General features: G+C 73.7%; 22 protein-coding genes. 11 read left to right on the top strand and 11 right to left on the bottom strand.

The features are described from left to right. Window positions 1-84 precede the first annotated feature (84 nt). A complete protein-coding gene (gene pta / locus GA0070562_RS16505) occupies window positions 85-2160 on the top strand; it encodes a phosphate acetyltransferase (protein ID WP_091422358.1) in 2076 nt (691 codons plus the stop codon). Then, window positions 2157-3269: an acetate/propionate family kinase gene (locus GA0070562_RS16500; protein ID WP_091422355.1), complete on the top strand. Its 1113-nt coding sequence runs from the start codon at window positions 2157-2159 to the stop codon at window positions 3267-3269. The genes pta and GA0070562_RS16500 overlap by 4 nt, the downstream gene beginning before the upstream one ends. Before the next feature lie 84 nt (window positions 3270-3353). Here GA0070562_RS16500 and GA0070562_RS30280 read toward each other — a convergent pair whose 3' ends face one another. After that, window positions 3354-3527 (bottom strand): hypothetical protein, encoded by a 174-nt coding sequence (locus tag GA0070562_RS30280; RefSeq protein ID WP_175438767.1) that lies wholly within the window; start codon window positions 3525-3527, stop codon window positions 3354-3356. A gap of 181 nt (window positions 3528-3708) precedes the next feature. Here GA0070562_RS30280 and GA0070562_RS16495 point away from each other — a divergent pair, with 181 nt between their 5' ends. The 3 genes from GA0070562_RS16495 to GA0070562_RS16485 all read left to right on the top strand — a co-directional run bounded on the left by GA0070562_RS16495 (window position 3709) and on the right by GA0070562_RS16485 (window position 6466). Continuing rightward, the gene (locus GA0070562_RS16495) at window positions 3709-4812 is read left to right on the top strand and encodes an alpha/beta hydrolase family protein (RefSeq protein WP_091422352.1); all 1104 of its coding nucleotides are present in this window, start codon (window positions 3709-3711) and stop codon (window positions 4810-4812) included. A 114-nt stretch (window positions 4813-4926) separates the two neighbouring features. Further along, window positions 4927-5460 carry a nucleotidyltransferase domain-containing protein gene (locus GA0070562_RS16490; RefSeq protein WP_091422349.1) on the top strand — a complete coding sequence of 178 codons (534 nt, stop codon included), beginning with the start codon at window positions 4927-4929 and terminating at the stop codon, window positions 5458-5460. Window positions 5461-5500: 40 nt separating this feature from the next. Continuing rightward, the gene (locus GA0070562_RS16485) at window positions 5501-6466 is read left to right on the top strand and encodes an alpha/beta hydrolase family protein (protein ID WP_091422347.1); all 966 of its coding nucleotides are present in this window, start codon (window positions 5501-5503) and stop codon (window positions 6464-6466) included. A 4-nt stretch (window positions 6467-6470) separates the two neighbouring features. Here GA0070562_RS16485 and GA0070562_RS16480 read toward each other — a convergent pair whose 3' ends face one another. From GA0070562_RS16480 to GA0070562_RS16470, 3 genes are all read right to left on the bottom strand, one after another. After that, window positions 6471-7433 (bottom strand): zinc-binding dehydrogenase, encoded by a 963-nt coding sequence (locus GA0070562_RS16480; protein ID WP_175438766.1) that lies wholly within the window; start codon window positions 7431-7433, stop codon window positions 6471-6473. A gap of 77 nt (window positions 7434-7510) precedes the next feature. Beyond that, window positions 7511-8686, bottom strand: coding sequence for an NAD(P)-dependent malic enzyme (locus GA0070562_RS16475; RefSeq protein WP_091422344.1), 1176 nt, complete (start codon window positions 8684-8686; stop codon window positions 7511-7513). 157 nt (window positions 8687-8843) lie between these two features. Next, window positions 8844-9182 (bottom strand): S26 family signal peptidase, encoded by a 339-nt coding sequence (locus GA0070562_RS16470; RefSeq protein WP_091422340.1) that lies wholly within the window; start codon window positions 9180-9182, stop codon window positions 8844-8846. A 78-nt stretch (window positions 9183-9260) separates the two neighbouring features. Between GA0070562_RS16470 and sodN the strand changes: the two genes are divergently transcribed. The 3 genes from sodN to GA0070562_RS16455 are packed head-to-tail and all read left to right on the top strand — an operon-like array spanning window position 9261 to window position 10623. Then, on the top strand, window positions 9261-9665 hold the full coding sequence (gene sodN / locus GA0070562_RS16465; protein ID WP_013288353.1) for a superoxide dismutase, Ni: 405 nt from the start codon (window positions 9261-9263) through the stop codon (window positions 9663-9665). Beyond that, on the top strand, window positions 9662-10186 hold the full coding sequence (locus GA0070562_RS16460; protein ID WP_091422337.1) for a GNAT family N-acetyltransferase: 525 nt from the start codon (window positions 9662-9664) through the stop codon (window positions 10184-10186). Before sodN ends, GA0070562_RS16460 begins: the two co-directional genes overlap by 4 nt. A gap of 32 nt (window positions 10187-10218) precedes the next feature. Continuing rightward, the gene (locus GA0070562_RS16455; RefSeq protein ID WP_091422333.1) at window positions 10219-10623 is read left to right on the top strand and encodes an ATP-binding protein; all 405 of its coding nucleotides are present in this window, start codon (window positions 10219-10221) and stop codon (window positions 10621-10623) included. A 68-nt stretch (window positions 10624-10691) separates the two neighbouring features. Here GA0070562_RS16455 and GA0070562_RS16450 read toward each other — a convergent pair whose 3' ends face one another. Continuing rightward, window positions 10692-11093 (bottom strand): hypothetical protein, encoded by a 402-nt coding sequence (locus GA0070562_RS16450; RefSeq protein WP_091423258.1) that lies wholly within the window; start codon window positions 11091-11093, stop codon window positions 10692-10694. Window positions 11094-11136: 43 nt separating this feature from the next. Here GA0070562_RS16450 and GA0070562_RS16445 point away from each other — a divergent pair, with 43 nt between their 5' ends. After that, window positions 11137-12087: a diacylglycerol/lipid kinase family protein gene (locus GA0070562_RS16445; protein WP_091422330.1), complete on the top strand. Its 951-nt coding sequence runs from the start codon at window positions 11137-11139 to the stop codon at window positions 12085-12087. Window positions 12088-12534: 447 nt separating this feature from the next. Beyond that, a complete protein-coding gene (locus GA0070562_RS16440) occupies window positions 12535-12792 on the top strand; it encodes a WhiB family transcriptional regulator (protein WP_013288358.1) in 258 nt (85 codons plus the stop codon). Window positions 12793-12855: 63 nt separating this feature from the next. On the opposite strand, the gene GA0070562_RS16435 is transcribed toward GA0070562_RS16440, so the two are convergent. From GA0070562_RS16435 to GA0070562_RS16425, 4 genes are read right to left on the bottom strand one after another with little or no spacing between them, the layout of a single operon-like run. Continuing rightward, window positions 12856-13605, bottom strand: coding sequence for a sirohydrochlorin chelatase (locus GA0070562_RS16435; RefSeq protein WP_175438765.1), 750 nt, complete (start codon window positions 13603-13605; stop codon window positions 12856-12858). Next, window positions 13587-14336 (bottom strand): phosphoadenylyl-sulfate reductase, encoded by a 750-nt coding sequence (locus tag GA0070562_RS16430; protein WP_091422323.1) that lies wholly within the window; start codon window positions 14334-14336, stop codon window positions 13587-13589. Before GA0070562_RS16430 ends, GA0070562_RS16435 begins: the two co-directional genes overlap by 19 nt. Beyond that, window positions 14333-14491, bottom strand: a complete 159-nt coding sequence (locus GA0070562_RS29990) for an IS1 family transposase (protein ID WP_120573286.1) — start codon at window positions 14489-14491, stop codon at window positions 14333-14335. Before GA0070562_RS29990 ends, GA0070562_RS16430 begins: the two co-directional genes overlap by 4 nt. 22 nt (window positions 14492-14513) lie before the next feature. Then, a complete protein-coding gene (locus GA0070562_RS16425; protein ID WP_091423255.1) occupies window positions 14514-16223 on the bottom strand; it encodes a nitrite/sulfite reductase in 1710 nt (569 codons plus the stop codon). Window positions 16224-16868: 645 nt separating this feature from the next. Here GA0070562_RS16425 and GA0070562_RS16420 point away from each other — a divergent pair. Continuing rightward, entirely contained in the window at window positions 16869-18416 is a 1548-nt protein-coding gene (locus GA0070562_RS16420) for a glycosyltransferase family 39 protein (protein ID WP_091422319.1), read from the top strand. On the opposite strand, the gene GA0070562_RS16415 is transcribed toward GA0070562_RS16420, so the two are convergent. Continuing rightward, window positions 18391-19983: a PAS domain-containing sensor histidine kinase gene (locus GA0070562_RS16415; protein ID WP_091422317.1), complete on the bottom strand. Its 1593-nt coding sequence runs from the start codon at window positions 19981-19983 to the stop codon at window positions 18391-18393. The two genes, GA0070562_RS16420 and GA0070562_RS16415, sit on opposite strands and share 26 nt — an antisense overlap. Window positions 19984-20008: 25 nt before the next feature. Further along, window positions 20009-21037, bottom strand: a complete 1029-nt coding sequence (locus GA0070562_RS16410) for an SIS domain-containing protein (protein ID WP_091422314.1) — start codon at window positions 21035-21037, stop codon at window positions 20009-20011. Window positions 21038-21048: the final 11 nt, after the last annotated feature.

Genomic DNA, 21048 nt, shown 5'->3' with positions numbered 1-21048 from the left:
GTAGATGCGAGAAATTCCCACCTTCTCCCCCGGCTAGCCGTGCTGACCAGGCAGAACGGACAGCACCGACCTCGATCTTGTAGGTTGGGTGCCGTGGCTCGCAGCGTGTACCTCACCGGCGTCGGCTCCGGCGGGGGAAAATCGACAGTGGCGCTCGGGCTGGCCGAGCTGTTGTCCCGGCAGGTGGAACGGATAGGCGCGTTCCGGCCGCTCGTCGCCGGTGACGGCGCCGACCCGATCCTCGCCCTGCTCACCGAGCGCTACCGGATGGAACTGCCGGTCGACGAGCTGTACGGCGCCACGTACGCCGAGGCGAGCGCGCTCGTCGCGGACGGCCGCCGGGAGGAGCTGATCTCCCGGATCGTCACCCGCTACCGGGAGGTCGAACGGCGCTGCCCGGCGATAGTGGTGGTCGGCAGCGACTTCGCCTACGGCGACGGCACCGGGCCACGCGAGCTGGCCTTCAACGCCCGCCTGGCGACCGAGTTCGGCAGCGTCGTGGTGCCCGTGGTGGACGGGTTCGGGCAGGCGCCCGACTCGATCGCGGCGGCACTGCGTGGCGCGTACCACGATCTGGTCGACCTCGGCGCGACGGTGATCGCGGCACTGGCCAACCGCGTGCCGGAGCCCATGACGCTGCCCGAGCTGCCGGTGCCCGCGTACGCGATCCCGGAGGTGCCGACCGTGTCGGCGCCGACGGTGGCCGAGGTGGCGGCGGCGCTGCACGGCACCGTGCTCACCGGCGACGAGACCGCGCTCGACCGCGACGTGCTCGACTACGTGGTGGGCGCGGCGCACGTGCCGACGCTGCTGGACCACCTCACCGACGGGGCGCTGGTGATCACCCCGGGCGACCGCGCCGACCTGCTGGTCGCCGCCGGCGCCGCGCACGTGGCCGGGCAGGTGTCGCTGGCCGGGCTGGTGCTCACGCTCGGCGAACAGCCCGACCCGCGCGCCATGCGCCTGGTCGAGCGGATGAACACCGGGCTCCCAGTGCTGTCGGTGCCCAGCGACAGCTACGACACGGTGTCCGCGTCCAGCCGCATCGAGGGCCGCCCCAGCACCGCCAACCCGCGCAAGGTCGAGGCCGCGCTCGGCGCGTTCGAACGCTGCGTGGACACCGACGACCTGGCCCGTCGGCTGCGGGTCAGCCGGTCCGCGCGGGTCACCCCGCTGATGTTCGAGAACGACCTGATCGACCGGGCCCGCGCCCGGCGCCGCCGGCTGGTGCTGCCCGAGGGCGCGGACGAGCGGATCCTGCGCGCCACCGAGGTGCTGCTGCGCCGGGGCGTCGCGGAGATCACCCTGCTCGGCCGCCCGGACGAGATCGCCAGGCGGACCCGGGAACTGGGCGTCGACCTCGGTGACGCCCAGATCGTCGACCCGGCGACCAGCCCGTGGCGGGACGAGTTCGCCCAGGCGTACGCGCAGTTGCGCGCCCACCGCGGCGTCACAGTGGAGCTGGCGCACGACATCGTGGCGCAGGCCAACTACTTCGGCACGATGATGGTGCAGACCGGTCACGCCGACGGCATGGTCTCCGGCGCCACCCACACCACAGCCGCCACCATCCGGCCCGCGTTCGAGATCATCCGGACCGTGCCCGGCGTCTCGGTCGCCTCCAGCGTCTTCTTCATGCTGCTCGCCGACCGGGTGCTGGTGTACGGCGACTGCGCCGTCAACCCCGACCCGGACGCCGACCAGCTCGCCGACATCGCCATCTCGTCTGCCGACACCGCGGCCCGGTTCGGCATCGAGCCGCGGGTGGCGATGCTGTCGTACTCCACCGGCAGCTCCGGCGCCGGCGCCGACGTGGAGAAGGTCGCGGCGGCCACGAAGCTGGTCCGGGAACGCCGGCCCGACCTGCTGGTCGAGGGACCGATCCAGTACGACGCGGCGATCGACCCGCAGGTGGCGGCCACCAAGCTGCCGGACAGCCCGGTCGCGGGGCGGGCGACCGTGTTCATCTTCCCGGACCTCAACACCGGCAACAACACGTACAAGGCGGTGCAGCGGTCGGCCGGGGCGGTGGCGGTCGGGCCGGTCATGCAGGGCCTGCGCCGGCCGGTGAACGACCTGTCCCGGGGCGCTACCGTGGCGGACATCGTCAACACGGTGGCGATCACCGCCATCCAGGCCGCCGCGGAGGCGTCGGAATGAGCCGCATCCTGGTCCTCAACAGCGGGTCCTCGTCGGTCAAGTACCGGCTGTACGACGGCGACGACGTCCTGGACAAGGGCACAGTCGAGCGGATCGGCGAACCCGGCGGCGGGCCGGCCGACCACGAGAGCGCGGTCCGGGAGATCATCGGCCGGCTAGACCTGACCGGGCTGTCCGGCGTCGGCCACCGGGTGGTGCACGGCGGGCGGAAGTTCAGCGCGCCGGTACGCATCGACGACGCGGTCGTGGCCGCCATCGAGGATCTGGTGCCGCTGGCGCCACTGCACAACCCGGCCAACCTGGCCGGCATCCGGGTGGCCCGGGAGGCGCTGCCGGACACCCCGCAGGTGGCGGTCTTCGACACCGCGTTCCACCACACGCTGCCCGAGGCCGGCGCCACGTACGCGATCGACAAGGCCACCGCCGAGCGGTACGGCGTCCGCCGCTACGGCTTCCACGGCACCTCGCACGCGTACGTCTCGCGTCGCGTCGCCGACCTGCTCGACCGCCCGTACGACGAGCTGAACACGATCACCCTGCACCTGGGCAACGGGGCGAGCGCGTGCGCGGTCCAGGGAGGCCGCAGCGTGGCCACCTCGATGGGCATGTCCCCGCTGGAGGGCCTGGTGATGGGTACCCGCAGCGGCGACCTCGACCCGACAGTCATCTTCCACCTGCGCCGCGAGGGCGGCATGGTCGTGGACGACATCGACGACCTGCTCAACCACCGCAGCGGCCTGCTCGGGCTGACCGGCGTCAACGACATGCGGGAGGTGCTGGCCCGCCGCGACGCCGGCGACCCGGAAGCGACGCTGGCGTTCGACGTCTACTGCCGCCGGATCACCGGCTACGTGGGTGCGTACTACGCGCTGCTCGGCCGGGTCGACGCGATCGCGTTCACCGCCGGGGTCGGCGAGCACGCCGCACCGGTGCGGGCGGCGTCGCTGGCCGGGCTGGAGCGGCTGGGCGTCGCGGTCGACCCGGCGCGCAACGACGGCCACGGCGACCGGGTCGTCTCCCCGGACGGCGCGGAGGTGGCGGTGCTCGTGGTCGGCACCGACGAGGAGCGGGAGATCGCCCGCGAGACCCGCGAGGTGCTGGGCGTCTGACCGCGTGTCACGTGCGCCGGATCCCCGGCGTAAGCCGGGGCCGGACCATGCTTGCTCGCCGCCTCGCTTCCCGCGCGGGCCGGGTCAGCCCAGGGCGATCCAGGCGACCAGGGCGACCACCACCACGGCGGCGACGGCCACGCCGGCGATCAGCGGCAGGCGTGACGGCGGCGACGCCGACGCGGCCGGCTCGGGAGAATCGACGAATGCGCGGAACTGCGCGGTGTTGCCACTCGGGTCGGTGTAGTTCTCAGCCATGCGGCTGACCCTAGCGAAGCCGCCCGGACCGGAATGTCCCGCCGGGCCGCCACCTGCGGATCCGGTCGGCGGGATCGGGCGAACCCGGCCACCCGGTGGAGGCGGGAGCCGCCCGGGTGGCGGCACCGACCGGCCCGGACGGCGGGCGCGGGCCGACCGCTCGGCTGCCTACCGTGCAGGTGTGAGGGGGCAGCGGCTGGTCGCCGCGCTGATGACGGCGCTGCTGGCCGGTTGCGGCCCGGCCGTGGCCACGTCCGACCCGGTCCCGGCCGCCGTCGGGCCCGCGCCGGAGCACCAGTACGCGGTCGGGATGCGACAGTTCACGCTCGATCCGGACGGCAGGCGGCCGCTGCCGGTCACCGTGTGGTACCCGGCACAGCAGTCTTCCGCACCGCCGTACACGGCCGGCCCCGTGTCGGCCGGCCCTGTTTCGGCTGGTCCCGGCTCGGCTGGTGTCGATCTCGCGCCGGTCCTGTCCGGCCCGCGCGGGCCTCGCGCTTCGGCCCTGCCTTCTCGCCCGTCCGTCTCCGCGGCCCCGTCCGGCTCCGGACGCGCCACACCGTCGAGCCCTGGACCCCGCGTCCGGCCGGGAGCCCCGTTCGCCGCCGGCCGGTTCCCGGTGGTGCTCTACAGCCACGGGCTGCGCAGCCTGCCCGCCCTGCACGCGGCGCTGACCAGCCGCTGGGCCGCCGCCGGCTTCGTGGTGGTCGCGCCCACCTATCCGCGTACGAACCAGCGCGCCCGCGCCTTCACCCGCGACGACGTCCGCAACCAGCCGGCCGACGCCTGGCGACTGATCCGACACCTGGTCCGGCTGGGCGCCCGGCCCGGGGATCCGCTCGGCGCGCACATGGCAGTGGACCGGTTCGCCGCCGCCGGGCACTCGGCCGGCGGGCACACCACGCTCGGCATGTTCGCCTCCGGGCAGCCGTTCCCGGTACGGGCCGGAATCGTGATCGCCGGTGGCCGGATGGTCGCCGGGCTCTCCCGGCCGCTCGCGCCGATGCTGTTCGTGCACGGGAGCGCCGACCGGATCGTGCCGGAGCCGATCGGCCGGGCCGCGTACGCCCGCTGTCTCGGGCCGGCCGCCTTCCTGAGCCTCACCGGTCAGGGCCACGGCGAGTACCTGACGCCCGGGCGACCCGGCTTCGCCCAGGTGCTCGCCACCACCACCGACTTCCTGCGCTGGACGCTCTACGCCGACCGCGCCGCCCTGCGCCGCCTCCCCACCGACGCCACAGCCCCCGACCTGACCACCTTCACCACCCGCTCACTCCCCACCTGACCCCTGCCCCACCCGAGCACCGTCGATCATGAAGTTGACGGCGACAAACCGGACAGCGATCGCCGCCAAGTTCATGATCGACGCGCCCCGGGGCGGGGTGGGTAGGGTGCCGGGGTGGACGGGCTGGACGGGCGGCAGCTGGGGGCGATCCGCGAGGTCGTCGACGTGTGCGACGCCTGCGGGGCGGACGTGTGGCTGCGCGGGGGGTGGGCGATGGACTTCCACCTCGGCGAAGTGACCCGGCCGCATGTCGACGTCGACTGGTACTGCTGGCGGCGGGACGCCGACACGCTGGCCGACCGGCTCGGCGCGCTCGGCTGGCGCCCCGACCCCCGGATGCCCGCCACGACGCAGCTCGACCTGCTGCGCGACGACGTCGAACTGAGCTTCGCGTACCTCGACCGGGACGCGGACGGCCGGGTCGTCGTCGGCGCCGGACCGTGGGCGGGCACGCTCCTGCCGGAAGGCATGCTGGCCGGGCGGCCGGGCCGGATCGGCACGCTCACGGCGCCGGTGATCAGCGTCGCGGCGCAGATCGAGTTCAAGGAGATGTTCCCGGTCTGGATGCCGGAGCGCCCCCGCCGGGCCAAGGACGCCGCCGACCTGGCGCGTCTCCGGGCGTCAGCGGGCGGTCACCCGGCGCGCTGACCGGGCCTGGTTGCCCCGATCGCGAGGCACAATCGAGTTCATGCGCCGTCGTCCCGTCGCCCTGCTCACCGCCGCCGTGCTCGGCGCCGCCCTCACCGGCTGCTCGGAGCAGCCCACCGCCCCGGCCGGGCGGCCCGCACCCGACGCCCCACCGACCACCACCACACCCGCTCCGCGCGTACCCGCCGGCAAGGCGCCTGCGGAGAGCTTCGCGGTCGGCGTACGCCAGGTGAAGCTGAACCGCGACGGCGACCGGCCGTTGCCGGTGACGCTCTGGTATCCGGCGGCGGGCGCTGCCCGTGGCGCGGTCGAGCGTTCCGCCCCGGCGGCGGACGGGCGGTTCCCCGTGGTGCTGTTCAGCCACGGCCTGAGCGCGCGGCCGGAGGACTACCAGGCGCTGCTGACGCGCTGGGCGGCGGCCGGTTTCGTGGTCGCCGCGCCGCGTTTCCCGCACACCTCCCGGGGCACCGACGGCAACCCGCTGGACGTGCTCAACCAGCCGGCCGACGTGTCGTACGTGCTGACGCAGGTGCTCGCGCTGGGTGAGAAGGCGGGTGATCCGCTGCGCGGCCGGCTGGACCCGGAGCGGGTGGCCGCGACCGGGCACAGCGCCGGTGGCGTGACCACGATCGGGCTGTTCACCGCCGGCCGGGACGAGCGGCTGGACGCGGGCATCGTCTTCGCCGGTACCGCGCTCGGCGTGGGCACCGCCTTCGCCGGCGCCGCCGCGCCGCAGTTGTTCGTGCACGGGGAGGCCGACGAGGTGGTGTCGTACGCCGCCGGCAAGGCCGTGTACGACGCGGTGCCGTGGCCGAAGGCGATGCTCAGCCTGCCCAAGGGCGACCACGGCCGGGCGCTGCTCGGCGACGGCAAGGCGCTGGGCGTGGTCGCCGACACCACAGTCGAGTTCCTCCGCTGGACGCTCTACGGCGACCCGGCGGCGAAGAAGCGCCTCCCGGCCGACGCCGCCCGGGGCGGCCTGGCCACCCTGGACGACCGGCTCTGAGGCGTCAGGCGGTGTGGTCGACGACCACCTTGCCGAAGACCTCACCGGAGTGCAGCCGGGCGAACGCCTCGGAGATCTCGCTGAACGGCACCACCCGGTCGACGACCGGGCGCACCTCGTGCTCGGCGCAGAACGCGAGCAGCTCGGTCAGCTCGTCCGGGGTGCCCATCGAGGTGCCGAGGATCTCCAGCTGCATGGCGAAGACCCGGCGCAGGTTGATCTTGGGCTCGTGACCGGCGGTGGCGCCGGAGACCACGATCCGGGCCGTCGGGGCGGCCGACTTCAGCGAGTGGTCGAAGGTGGCCGCGCCGACCGTCTCGATCACCACGTCGACCCGTTCCGGCAGCCGCGCGCCGGGCTCCAGCGCGGTCGCGCCCAGCTCGGTGATCCGCTCCCGCTTGGCGGCGTCGCGGCTGGTCGCGTACACCCGCTTGCCGAGCGCGACGCCGAGCGCGACGGCCGCGGTGGCCACGCCACCGCCGGCGCCCTGGACCAGCACCGACTCGCCGTCGGCGACCCGGCCCTTGGTGGTCAGCATCCGCCAGGCGGTGAGCCACGCCGTCGGCAGGCACGCCGCGTCGGTCGCCGACAGGCCGTCGGGCAACGGCAGCAGGTTCATCCGGGGTACGGCGACAAGCTCGGCGAACGTGCCCTGGTAGTGCTCGGAGAGGATGGAGACCCCACGCGGGTCGCCAGGGGTGGGCACCACCGGGTAGATGACCACCTCGTTGCCGTCCGGGTCGGTGCCGACCGCGTCGCAGCCCAGGATCATCGGGAGCTGGTCGGCGGTCAGACCCACGCCGCGCAGCGACCAGAGGTCGTGGTGGTTGAGCGAGCTGGCCCGCACCCGCACCGTGACCCAGTCGTCCTGCGGGTGGGTCGGCTCGGGACGGTCGCCGACGGCGAGCGCGGCGAGCGGGTTGTCGGCGTCGAAGGCCGAGGCGAAGGCAGCACGCATGATCGGCACGGTAACAAGCTGAGCAGCAGTTAAGAAGGGGCTCGTCCTATGCGAAACGCGACAGGACGGGCCCCTTCTCGTACACGTCAGCGGCGGGCGACCCCGTCGCGGCGGGCGGCCTCCGCGACCGCCTCGGCCACCGCCGGGGCGACTCGCGGGTCCAGCGGCGACGGCACGATCGCGTCGGCGGTCAGCGACTCGGCCACCACGCCGGCGATGGCGTCGGCGGCGGCCACCTTCATCGAGTCGGTGATCCGGGTGGCCCCGGCGTCCAGCGCGCCACGGAACACGCCCGGGAACGCGAGCACGTTGTTGATCTGGTTCGGGTAGTCGCTGCGCCCGGTGGCGACCACAGCCACGTGCCGGGCGGCCACCTCGGGGTGCACCTCCGGGGTGGGGTTGGCCAGCGCGAACACGATGCCGCCGGGGGCCATGCCGGCCACCGCCGCCTCCGGGATCTGGCCGCCGGAGACGCCCACGAGCACGTCCGCGTCGCGCAGCGCCTCGGTGATGTCGCCCTGCCGGCCCTCGGCGTTGGTGATCTCGGCCAGCTCGGCCTTGGTGCCGGTCAGCTCGCGGTGCCGGCCGATGATGCCGCGCGAGTCGCACACCACCACCCGGTCCGGGTCGACGCCGCCGGCGATCAGCATCTTGGTGACCGCCACCCCGGCCGCGCCCGCGCCGCTGACCGCCACCCGCAGGTCACCGAGCTTGCGGTTGAGCAGCGTCGCGGCGTTGCGCAGCGCGGCGAGCACCACGATCGCGGTGCCGTGCTGGTCGTCGTGGAAGACCGGGATGTCCAGCGCCTCGTCGAGCCGGCGCTCCACCTCGAAGCAGCGCGGTGCGCTGATGTCCTCCAGGTTGATCCCGCCGAACGAGGGCGCGAGCGCCTTGACCGTCGCCACGATCTCGTCCACGTCCTGGGTGTCCAGGCAGACCGGCACCGCGTCCACGCCGGCGAACTGCTTGAACAGCACCGCCTTGCCCTCCATCACGGGCAGCGCGGCGCGCGGGCCGATGTTGCCGAGACCGAGTACGGCGGAACCGTCGGTGACCACGGCGACGGTGTGCGACACCCAGGTGTAGGTGTCGACGAGCGCGGGGTCGGCGGCGATCGCCTCGCACACCCGGGCGACGCCCGGCGTGTACGCGAGGGAGAGGTCCTCGCGGCTGGTCAGCGGCACTGTGGAGGCGACTGCCATCTTGCCGCCGACGTGCAGGCGGAAGACGGGATCGGCGGGGTCCGGGGTGGACGAAGACATGGTGACTCCAGGATCTGTCGAGCAGACGGACCGGCCGGCGTGGTCAGCGGTGGTCAGCGACCGGCGGCGCGGCGGTGCGGGGGTCACCCGGGCACTTTTCGAGCATAGTCACGCTTCGGCACCCAGTATGTGAGCGGGGTCATATCCGCTCCGGTCGTTACCTGCTCCTGACCCGTCCCGGACGCGGCCACCAGCGGGCCACCACCCGGCCGCGGACGTCGGCGACCCCGTACGCCCGGGAGTCGTCGGCGACGAACTCGTTGTCGCCGCGCAACCACCATCCGCCGTCGCGGGGTTCCACCGCCCGCTTGACGACGAGCAGGTCGGGACGGCTGCGGAACACCGCGACGACGACGTCCCCGGGACGTACCGGCCGGCCTCCGGTGCGGACCAGCACCGCGTCGCCGTGACGCAGCGTCGGGGACATGGACGGGCCGGTCACCAGCACCGGCACCAGCGGGCCGCGCAGAGCCGGAGGTCCACCGGTGGGCGCCATGTCACCTCCCAGCCCCTGAGGGCGTCTCCAGGAGTAATGTCGTCTTGGATCATCGCAAACAACCCATGGAGGACCCTGATGCGCCTTCCCCGCATCCTCACGCCCCGGGTGACGGCCAGCGCTCACTGCGACCTGCCCTGCGGCGTATACGACCCGGCCCAGGCCCGGATCGAGGCCGAGTCGGTCAAAATGATCTGCGAGAAGTACCAGGCCAACACCGACCCGGAGTTCCGCACCCGCGCCATCCTGATCAAGGAGCAGCGGGCCGAGCTGGTCAAGCACCACCTGTGGGTGCTCTGGACCGACTACTTCAAGGCACCGCACTTCGAGAAGTACCCGCACCTGCACCAGCTGTTCAACGAGGCCACCAAGCTGGCCGGCGCGGCCGGCGCCAAGGGCGGCACCGACCCGGCCAAGGCCGACGAGCTGCTGGCGAAGATCGACGAGATCTCGAAGATCTTCTGGGAGACCAAGCAGGCGTGACGTCGCCCGACGGCACTCCGACGATCCGGCCGGTACGTCCCGAGGACGTACCGGCCGTCGTCGCCATGGTGCACGAACTCGCCGAGTACGAGCGCGCGCCCGAGCAGTGCCACCTCACCACGGACCAGCTCGACGCGGCCCTGTTCGGCCCGTCACCGGCGCTGTACGGCCACGTCGCGGTCGACGCGTCGGACCGGCCGCTCGGTTTCGCGCTCTGGTTCCTCAACTTCTCCACCTGGGCCGGCGTACACGGCATCTACCTGGAGGACCTCTACGTCCGCCCGGCCGCCCGGGGCACCGGCGCGGGCCGCATGCTGCTGGCGACGCTCGCCGCGATCTGCGTGGAGCGCGGCTACCAGCGGCTGGAGTGGTGGATGATCCACTGGAATCCGGCGGCCCGCTTCTACGCCGCGATCGGCGCCACGCCGATGGACGAGTGGACCCCGTACCGCCTGGCCGGGCCGGCGTTGCACGAGCTCGCCACGCACGCGACGGCCGCGCCCACGCGGCCCGCCCTCTGACCGGGTAGAGTCCCGCACCGGAGGGAGGAGCCGTGACTCAACTGACCGGGCACCCGACGACGGACGATGATGTCGTCCACCTCACCGTGCCCGCCGACGGTGGTTACCTCGGCGTGCTCCGCACCGCCACGGCCGGCCTCGCGGCCCGGCTCCAGTTCGCCCTCGACGAGATCGAGGATCTGCGCATCGCCGTCGACGAGGCGTGCGCCATGCTGCTCGCCATCGCCACCCGCGACGCCGAACTCGAGTGCCGCTTCGCGGTCACCGAGGACGCGCTCACCGTCGAGGTGACGGTGCCGACGGTCCGGGGCGCCACGCTCCCGTCCGAGTCGTCGTTCGCGTGGAAGGTGCTCACCGCGCTGACCACCGGGGCGAACGCCCACGCGTCCGGTGGCCGGGCCACCATCTCGCTGCTGACCCGGCGCGCCGGCTTCTGACCGGTCTTCGCGGTCACCGGCCCGGCGGTGTCCGGGCCGGGCCTGCGTTCAGGTGCCTGGGCCGGCGTTCAGCGGGCCTGCTCGCCGAAGCCCAGCGCGCGGTTGGTCGGACCGCTCACCAGCAGCCCGACCATGCCGATCCCGAGCGCCATCAGCGGCGCCCCGAGCCACCCCATGCCGCCCTCGATCATGAACCAGCCGACCGGCAGCAGCATGAGCTGCAGCACGATGGCCGGCGCGCGGGCGCCGGCGCGGCGGCGGGACAGCGCGCCGCCGAGCGCCCAGAGCGCCACCGCGCCGCCGACGGCGAAGACGGTCACCAGCAGTGCCGAGGTCAGATCCGTCGTGTCGGCGGTGAGGTCGGACCAGATGAGCCACACCGCGATCAGCCCCAGCGCCACCGCCTGGGCACGTAGCAGGAGCACCGCGGCGCGCAGCGTGCCGGGGAGCGGGTCGGAGTCGATCGTCACGGGCGCCACGATACCGGCGGGTAGTCGCGGTACAGTGCCGCCCATGCGGGCCGTCCTGGTGGTCAATCCGAAGGCCACCACCACCAGCGAGCGCAGCCGGGACGTGCTGGTCCGGGCGTTGCGCAGTGAAGTCGACCTGTCGGTGCGGTACACCCGCCGACGGGGCCACGCCATGGACCTGGCCCGGGAGGCCGCCCAGGAGGGCGTCGACCTGGTCGTCACGCTCGGCGGTGACGGCACCGTCAACGAGGTGGTGAACGGCCTGATGGCGGCGGAGCCGCCGACGTTCCGTACCGGACAGACCTCGGCCGAGCGGCTGCCCGCGCTGGCCACCGTGCCGGGCGGTTCGACAAACGTCTTCGCCCGCGCGCTCGGGCTGCCCCGGGAGTGGCCGGACGGCACCAGCATGATCCTCGAAGGGCTGCGGCTGGGCCGGTCGCGCACGATCGGGCTGGGCCGGGCCGACGACCGCTACTTCACGTTCTGCGCCGGCTTCGGGCTGGACGCGGCGGTGATCCGCCGGGTGGAACAGGCCCGCAAGAAGGGGCGCGTCTCCACCCCGGCGCTCTACTTCCGCTCCACCGCGAGTCAGTACTTCGTCGGCTCGGACCGCCGCCACCCGTCGATCACGCTGGAGCGCCCGGGTGAGGCGCCCGCGACGGAACTGGCCACCGCGATAATCCAGAACACCGCGCCGTGGACGTACCTGGGCGACCGGGAGATCAACCCGAACCCGGAGGCGTCGTTCGACCTCGGGCTCGACGTGCTCGCGCTGCGGCGGCTGCGGGTGGCCAGCACGGCCCGTACGGCGGTGCAGTTCTTCTCCAGGCAACCGGATCCGCACGGCAAGCAGGTGCTGCGGCTGCACGACGTGGCGGAGTTCACCGTGGTCTCGGACCGCCCGTTGCCGTTCCAGTTGGACGGGGACTACCTCGGCGAGCGGGAGAAAGTCCGATTCACATCCGTTCCGGCCGCACTGAGAGTAATCTGCTAGGTCTCGGGTATCCCAGTCGGTTGACGCGGACCCCCCGCCGCGCGGGCGCGGTGGCCGCCACGCCGAGGAAGGGTGCCGGAAATGTCAGCAACGTCACGCAGACCGTACTACATTGATTATCGACTGTGGCACGCCGGGTAACCAGGGCTCTGGCAAACCCGGACAAATGGGTGGTGAGCCCGCTCACTGTTCGGAGTTTTTCCGAGCGCCACCCTTGACATCGCTGTAGTTCGTGAAAGTATTCACAAGCGAACTCGTGTTGCCGGGACATTGCCTGGATATGCTCGTTCGGTTGAGCTGTTCCAGCAGGTCCAGGCACCCCACAGCCTGCTCACGCTGCGCCGAATTGATGGATGCTGACCGTCACCTTTCGGCAATGCGGACGCAAATAGAAATAGCAACGAAGCGTTATCTGGCCACCCACTAAGAATGAGGAGTGTTGCCGCCATGGACTGGCGCCACGATTCGGTCTGCCGCGACGAGGACCCGGAGCTGTTCTTCCCGATCGGGACGTCCGGCCCGGCCCTCCTGCAGGTGGAGCAGGCGAAGGCCGTCTGCCGGCGCTGCCCCGTGACCGACCAGTGCCTGCAGTGGGCGCTGGAGTCCGGTCAGGACGCCGGCGTCTGGGGTGGGATGAGCGAAGAGGAGCGTCGCGCGGTGAAGCGCCGCGGCGGTCTCCGGGTACTGCGCGCTCACTCCGCCTGACCCGTACACGCTGAACGCCCCGGCCGGGATTCCGGCCGGGGCGTTCTGCTGTCCCGGACCGGGTCAGCCCGCCACCGCCTCCACCCGCCGCCGGACCAGGTCCGCCAGCTCCGGCAGGTCGGTCAGGGGATCCGCCACGGCCACCGCGCCGGCCGACCGGGCCGACATGCGTACCCCGTCGTGGAACCGGCCCGGGGCCAGGAAGTAGGCCGCCACCGCGACCCGGCGGGCACCCGCGGCGCGCAGTCGCGCCACCGCGCCGCCGACCTCCGGGGGCGCCGCCGAGGCGTACGAGACGCGGCATGGCACGCCCAGCCCCGCGCCGAACGCCGCGGCGACCCGCCCCACCGAGGCACGCGCCGCCGGATCCCGGGTGCCGGCCGCCGCCAGCACCACCGCGTCCAGCCCGCCCGGCCCGTCACCGGTCGCCTCCGCCAGGCGGCGGCGCAGCCCGTCCAACAGCCCGCCGTCCACCCCGCCGCCGGTCGGCCCCAGCACGTCGGTCACCCGTACCTCGATGTCCGCGCCGGCCGCCGCGACCGCCGCCGGGATGTCCACCTTCCGGTGGTACGCGGCGGTCAGCAGCAGCGGCACCAGCACCGCCCGGGAGTGACCGGCGGCGGCCAGCCCGCGCAGCACCTCGGCCGGCCCGGGATCGGTGTGGTCGAGCCAGCTCGGCAGCACCGGACGGCCGGGGCACGTGTCCGCCACGGCCCGGGCCAGCGCCCGCGTCGCCTCGGCCGCACGCGGGTCACGGCTGCCGTGGGCCACCAGCACCACCGGTGGCCCGGCGCTCAGGTGTGCAGACCGCACTCGGTCTTCTCGAACATCGCCCAGCGGCCGGACCGGGGGTCCTCCCCCGCCTTCGTCCGCCGGGTGCACGGCCAGCAGCCGATCGAGCCGTAACCGCGGGCGAACAACTCGTTCACCGGGATGTCGTACCGGGCCACGTAGGCGTCCACCTCCCGCTGCGTCCACGCCGCGATCGGGTTCACCTTGACCTTGCCGCGCCGCGCGTCGAAGCCCACCACCGGCGTGTTCGCCCGGGTCGGCGACTCGTCCCGGCGCAGCCCGGCGGCCCAGGCGTCGTACCCGGACAGCGCCCGCTCCAGCGGCTCCACCTTGCGCAGCTGGCAGCAGTCGTCCGGGGACCTGTTGAACAGGCGCGGGCCGTACTGGCCGTCCTGCTGGCCCACGGTCATCCGGGGCCGGATCGAGCGCACCCGCACCGGCATCCGGCGGGCCACCTCGTCGCGGACCCTCAGCGTCTCCGGGAAGTGCAGCCCGGTGTCCAGGAACACCACGTCGACGCCGGGCGCGACCCGGGACACCAGGTGCGCCACCACGCCGTCGGCCATCGAGCTGGTCACGCAGAACCGCTCGCCGAACGTCTCCGCGGCCCACCGGGCGATTTCGATCGCGGGCGCGTCCGCCAGCTCCCGGCCGGCCTCCTCGGCCAGCGCGCGCAGCTCCTCCGGGTCGCGGCGGGCCGGCTCGGCCGAGCCGATCAGGCCGAGGCCGGCGGCGGAGACGAGGCCGGTCACCGGTTCACCGCCCGGCTCAGCAGGCCGGTGAACTTCACCGTGAAGACCCGCGCGCAGGCGTGGCACTCCCAGGCGCCGTGCCCGGCCTCGTGCGGCCGCAGGTCCTCCTCCCCGCAGTACGGGCAGTAGAGAGGCGCGGATCGGGCATCGCTCATCGCGCCACCTCGCTTCGCTCGCTCATCGGAGCTCCTCCTCGTCGGCTCTGATCACCCAGTTGGCGAACGTCTCACCCTCGGTCCGGCCGGCCAGGTAGCGGCGGGCCAGCCGTTCCACGTACTCCGGAAGTTCCTCGGCGGTGGTCTTCAGGCCGCGCAGCTTGCGGCCGAAGCCGGCGGTCTGCCCCTGCGCCATGCCGAGGCCGCCGCCGAGGTGCACCTGGAAGCCCTCGACCTGCCGGCCGTCCGGGCCGACCACAAGCTGGCCCTTGAGCCCGATGTCCGCGACCTGGGTGCGGGCGCAGGCGTTCGGGCAGCCGTTGAGGTGGATGGAGATGTCCGCGTCGAAGTCGCGCAGCCGCTCCTCCAGGCGCGCGACCAGATCCTCGCCGCGCCGCTTGGTCTCCACGATCGCGAGCTTGCAGAACTCGATGCCGGTGCAGGCCATCGTGCCGCGCCGCCAGGCCGACGGCCGGGCCTCCAGGCCGATTCCGCGCAGCGCCGCGACCAGCTCCTCGGTCCGCTCCGGCGGCACGTCCAGCACGAGCAGCTTCTGGTACGGGGTGAGCCGCACCCGGCCGCTGCCGTGCGCCTCGACCACGTCGGCGAGCTGCGCAAGCTGGGTGCCGGAGACCCGGCCCACCACCGGGGCCGCGCCCACGTAGTTCGCGCCGTCGCTCTGCGGATGCACGCCGATGTGGTCGACCGGCTTCGCCGGCAGGTCCGCGGCCGGACCGTCGAGCAGCGTCCGGCCCAGGTACTCCTTCTCCAGCACCTCCCGGAAGCGCTCCACGCCCCAGTCGGCGACCAGGAACTTCAGCCGGGCCCGGTTGCGCAGCCGGCGGTAGCCGTAGTCGCGGAAGATGCCGACCACACCGGCCCAGACGTCCGGTACCTCGTTCAGCGGCACCCAGACGCCGAGCCGCTTGGCGAGCATCGGGTTGGTGGAGAGCCCGCCGCCGACCCACACGTCGAACCCGGGCCCGTGCTCCGGGTGCTCCACGCCGAGGAACGAGATGTCGTTCGCCTCGTACGGCGTGTCGACCAGCCAGGAGATCGAGGTCTTGAACTTGCGGGGCAGGTTGGAGTAGGCCTTGTCGCCGACGTACCGGCGGACGATCTCGTCGATCGCCGGGGTCGGGTCGAGCACCTCGTCCCGGGCCACCCCGGCCACCGGGCTGCCGAGCACGATCCGGGGGCAGTCGCCGCACGCCTCGGTGGTCTGCAGGCCGACTGCCTCCAGCCGGCGCCAGATCTCCGGCATGTCCTCGACCCGGATCCAGTGGTACTGGATGTTCTGCCGGTCGGTGATGTCGGCGGTGTCCCGGGCGAACTCCCGGGAGATGTCCGCGATCACGCGGAGCTGGGCCAGGTTGAGCTGGCCGCCGTCTACCCGCACCCGGAGCATGAAGAACTCGTCCTCCAGCTCGTGCGGCTCCAGCACCGCCGTACGCCCGCCGTCGATGCCGGCCCGGCGCTGGGTGTAGAGGCCCCACCAGCGGAACCGGCCGCGCAGGTCCTGCGGGTCGATGGAGGCGAAACCGCGGTGGGCGTAGATGTTCTCGATCCGGTCCCGCACGTTCAGCGGGTCGTCGTCCTTCTTGATCCGCTCGTTGGGGTTGAGTGGCTCACGGTGCCCGAGCGCCCACTGCCCCTCGCCGCGTGGCCGGCGGGGCGCACGGGCGGCAGGCGCCGGGCTGTCGGGACGGGTCGGGGTGCTGCTGACCGCCATCGCGGCGTCCTCCATGGGTCTGCTGCGGTGCCTGGAGCGCGGACGCGGCGGCCGGCCCTGGAGAGGGCCGTGGACGGCGATGTCGATGACGGCCGGCGCGAGTACGCGCCCGAGACGGAAGGGTCGGGCGTCGTCAGTGGGCCGGACAGATCGCGCTGCGCACGCGGCCGTAATCGACGTGGCGACGAGCCACGAAGCGGCGGACGACAGCGGCGGTCATGTGCCTCATGCTGCCACACCCCGCCCCGCCCGACCACAGCTCCGCCCTGTGATCCCACATCACGGGCCCCACCCGAAGATCGCCCCCCTTCCACCCCCGCCCTTCCCCGCCCCCTACCCCTCCCGCGGCGATCAAGGACTTAACGTCCCCCAGCCCACCACCCCGGGCCCGCAATCTCCTTGGTCAACAAACTCAACCCCACCCACCCCGCCCCGTTGATCATGAAGTTGGCGGGGACAAAAGGGACGGTGAGTGCCGTCAACTTCATGATCGACGGGCACGGGGCGGCGACGGGCCGGGGGCGGGAGAGGGCGGGGCCGGGTGGGTGGGAATTGGTGGAGCGGGCGGGGTGACGGCAACCGGCGTGTGACGCTGCGGGGGTGAGGAGGTTCGCGCCCGTTCCTGGCCGTGCCCGTTCGGGTCCGGTGGTGTGGGTGGTTCCGGGACTGCTCACGCTCGTGGTGACACTGGCCGGCATCGGGCACGCCCAGCCGTGGCGGGACGAGCTGGCCACCTGGAGCGCCGCCACCCGGCCGGTACCGGACCTGGTCCGGATGACCCGCACCATCGACGCCGCGACCGGGCCCTACTACCTGCTCATGCACGGCTGGACCGCGCTGGCCGGCACGTCGCCGACGGCACTGCGGCTGCCCTCGGCGCTGGCCATGGCGGTGGCGGCCGCGCTCACCGCCCGCCTCGGCGCGGTGCTGGTCGGCCGCCGCGCCGGGCTGCTGGCCGGACTGCTGTTCGCGGTGCTGCCGGTCACCTCGCGGTACGGCCAGGAGGCCCGCCCGTACGCCCTCGCGACGCTGCTCGCCGTGCTGGCCACACTGCTGCTGGTCGAGGCGCTGCGCCGGCCGGGACGGTGGCGCTGGGCCGGGTACGCCGCTGCGGTCGCCGCGCTCGGCCTGTTCCATCTGCTCGCGCTCACGCTGCTCGCCGCGCACGCGGTGGTGGTGTTACTGGTCGCCGCGTACGGCCCGTCCGCCGCGGGCGTCGACCCGCCACGCGCTGACGACTCCGACGACCCGGCCCACCGGGACTCGGCCGCCACACAGCGGAAGCCGGCCGTGTTCGCGTGGTGGCTGGTGGCGCTGCTGCCGGCGGTTCTGCTGGTCACGCCGCTGGCGCTCGTGGCCCGGGGACAGCGTGGGCGGCAACTCGACTGGGTGGATCCGGCGCGCCTGCCCGACCTGGCGGCGCTACCGGGCGCGCTGGCGCAGAGCGGCGCCGTCGGCGGGTTCGTGCTCGCGCTCGCGGCGCTCGGCGCGGCCCGGCTGGGACGTCGGGCGCTGCTGCCCGCCGCCGCCGTGCTGCTGCCGGTGCTGCTGGTGTTCGCCGCCGGGACGGTGGTGCCGCTCTGGGTGACCCGCTACCTGGTCTTCACCGTGCCGTTCGCCTGCCTGCTGGCCGGCGCCGCACCGGCGGGGGCGCCGCGGACCGCACCGGCGAGGACAACGCGGGCCGGTTCGCACATCACGGCACCACAGAAGACACTGCGACCGCTCGCGGCCGGACTCGCGGTCGTGGTGCTGGCGGGCCTGCTCGGGCTGCCCGATCAGGCGGCCCTGCGCCGTACCCACGAGTGGCCGCGCAGCTCCCCCGTCGACTACGCGGGCGCGGCCGGCGTCATCGGCGCCGGGCAGCGGCCGGGCGACACGATCGTCTACGCACCCCGGGACGGTTGGCTGTTCCCGGATCTCGGCATGGCGTACCACCTGGGGTCGAGGCTGCCGCGCGACGTGCTCGTGGTCCGCGACCAGCGTCAGGGCGCGAGCCTCTGGGCCGTGGAGTGCGACGACCCGGCGCGGTGCCTGGCCGGGGTGGACCGGGTCTGGCTGGTGGTCACCGGCCGGCGTGCGGACCCGCTGGCGGCGGTGCCGGGGGCGAAGGGCGACGCGCTGCGCGCGGGCTACACGGTGCGGCAGGTGTGGCCGCGCCCGGGGATCACGGTGGCCCTGCTCGTCCGGTGAGGCGGTCGGTGGTGCCGCGGGCCAGCGGTACGACGATGGCCGCCTCGGTGCCGCCGTCGGCGCTGTTGCGCAGGTCGATGGTGCCGCGCAACTCGCCGGTGACCAGCGCCCGGACGATCTGCAGGCCCAGGTTGCCGCCGCGTTCGGCGTCGAACTGTTCGGGCAGTCCCCGGCCGTTGTCGGTGACCGAGACGTGCAGTTGCTTGCGCGCCCGGTGCGCGGTGACCACCACCTCGGGCCGGGGCGCGGTGACCTCGGCCTCGGGCCGGAGCGCGTCCGCGGGCGCGGGGGCAGCGGCCTCCTCGTCAGCCGGCGGGAAGCCGTGCTCGACGGCGTTGAGCAGCAGCTCGTTGAGCACCATCACCAGCGAGGTGGCGATCTCGGCGGGCAGCACGCCGAAGGTGCCGCGGCGGCGCATCCCGACGCTCACCTCGGTGGCGGCGACCTCGGTGGCGGCGCTGGCGACGCGGTCCACGATGCCGTCGAACTCGACCGCCTCGTCGCTGGACATGGAGAGCGTCTCGTGCACGAGCGCGATCGAGGCGACCCGGCGTACCGACTCTTCGAGGGCCACCCGCGCCTCGGGCATGGCGACGCGCCGGGCCTGGAGGCGCAGCAGCGCGGCGACGGTCTGGAGGTTGTTCTTCACCCGGTGGTGGATCTCCCGGATGGTGGCGTCCTTGGTGATCAGGGCGCGGTCGCGTCGGCGTACCTCGGTGATGTCGCGGACCAGCACCAGCGCGCCGATCGGCACTCCGGCGGGCATCAGCGGCAGCGCCCGGGTGAGCATGGTGGCGCCGCGGGCGTCGATCTCCCGGCGGGGTGGCGCCTCGCCGCGCAGCGCGGCGAGCACGGCGTTGCCCGCGTCGGTGCCTTCGAGGGGGTCGCCGGCGAGCCGGCGGTGCAGCTTGGCCAGGTCCTCACCGACGAGGTGGGAGGCGTAGCCGAGGCGGCGGTACGCGGACTGCGCGTTCGGGCTGGCGTAGGTGACCTTGCCGTTGGCGTCGAGCCGCACCAGGCCGTCGCCGACGCGGGGCGCCGAGGTGGTCTCGCCCGGGTGCCGGGGCGGCGGGAACGTGCCGTCGGCGATCATCTGGGCGAGGTCGTCGGCCGTGGTCAGGTAGTTCAGTTCGAGCTGGCTCGGGGTGCGCGCGGTGGACAGGTTGGTGTCCCGGCCCACCACGGCGATCACCTCGCCGGCTTCACCGTCGCCGGTGCGCAGCCGGACCGGGATCGCCTCGTGGCGGGCCGGGACGTCGCCGTACCACACCGGGTCGCCCTCGCGCCAGATCCGTCCCTGCCGGTGGGCCACCTCGAGGTGGGCCACCTCGGCCCCGCCGACGATGCGCCCGACCTGGTCGTCCAGGTAGGCGGTCGGCGCGGTGGTGGGACGGACCTGGGCCACGCAGAGGAACGTGCCGTCACCGTCCACCGGCACCCAGAGCAGCAGGTCGGCGAAGGACAGGTCGGACAGCAGCTGCCAGTCGCCGGCGATCCGGTGCAGGTGGTCGATGTCGGCCGGTCGGAGCGCGGTGTGCTCCTCGGCGAGGTCACGGAGGGTGGACACGCCACACAGCGTGCCACGCCGGACCTCACATCGTCGCCGTGACCTTCTTCAAGCCGCGCGGCGCGTCCGGGTCCTCGCCCCGGGCCAGCGCCAGGGACAGCGCGAGCCGCTGCAGCGGCAGGATGTCGAGCAGCGGCGCGTACCGCTCGTCGACCTCGGGCACCGCCATCCGGGTCTCGCCGACCTCGGCGGAGCCGACCACGACCACGTCGGCGCGGCGCTCGCCGAGGCGGGGCAGCACCTCGCGCATGGACGTGCCGCCGGGGCCGGAGCCGACCACGGCGAGCACCGGGACGTCCGGGTCGGTCATGGCGAGCGGTCCGTGCAGCAGGTCGGCGCCGGAGAAGGCGAGCGCCGGGAGGTACGAGGTCTCCATCAGCTTCAGCGCCGCCTCCCGGGCGGTCGGGTACGCGTAGCCCCGGCCGGTGGTGACGAGCTGGGCGGCGAACCGGTAGCGCGGGGCGAGCCGGGCCGGGGTGTCGTCGGCGAGTGTCTGCGCGGCCAGCTCGGGCAGGCGGCTCAGGGCGGCGCGCTCCTCGGCGGGCAGCACGCCGTCGCCGGCGCGTACGCCCTCGATGAGCATGAGCAGCGCGAGCAGCTCGGCGGTGTAGGTCTTGGTGGCGGCGACGGCGCGCTCGTGGCCGGCGGCGATGTCGACGCTCAGTTCGGCGGTCTCCACCAGCGGCGAGCCGGGGTTGTTGGTGACCGCGAGGGTGAGCGCGCCGGAGGCGCGGGCGACCCGTAGCACCTCGGCCAGGTCGGGCGAGCCGCCGCTCTGGCTGACGCCGACGACGAGCGCGTCGGAGAGGTCGGGCCGGGCGCCGAAGACGGTGATCGCGCTCGGTGAGGCCAGCCCGGCGGGCAGCCCGAGGCGGATCTCGGTCAGGTAGGCCGCGTAGAGCGCGGCGTGGTCGGAGGTGCCGCGGGCGGTGAAGACCACGTGCCGGGGGCGGCGTTCGGCGACGACGGCCGCCACCTCGGCGATGGCCGCCGCGTGCTCGGTGGAGAGCAGACGCTCGTAACCGGCCGGCTGCTCGTCGATGTCGGCGGCCATACCGGCCCCTG

The organism is Micromonospora tulbaghiae, assembly GCF_900091605.1.
GTDB classification, from domain to species: domain Bacteria; phylum Actinomycetota; class Actinomycetes; order Mycobacteriales; family Micromonosporaceae; genus Micromonospora; species Micromonospora tulbaghiae.
Note: the sequence above shows the minus strand (reverse complement) of the source record. Positions and strands in the feature narration are given on the sequence as shown.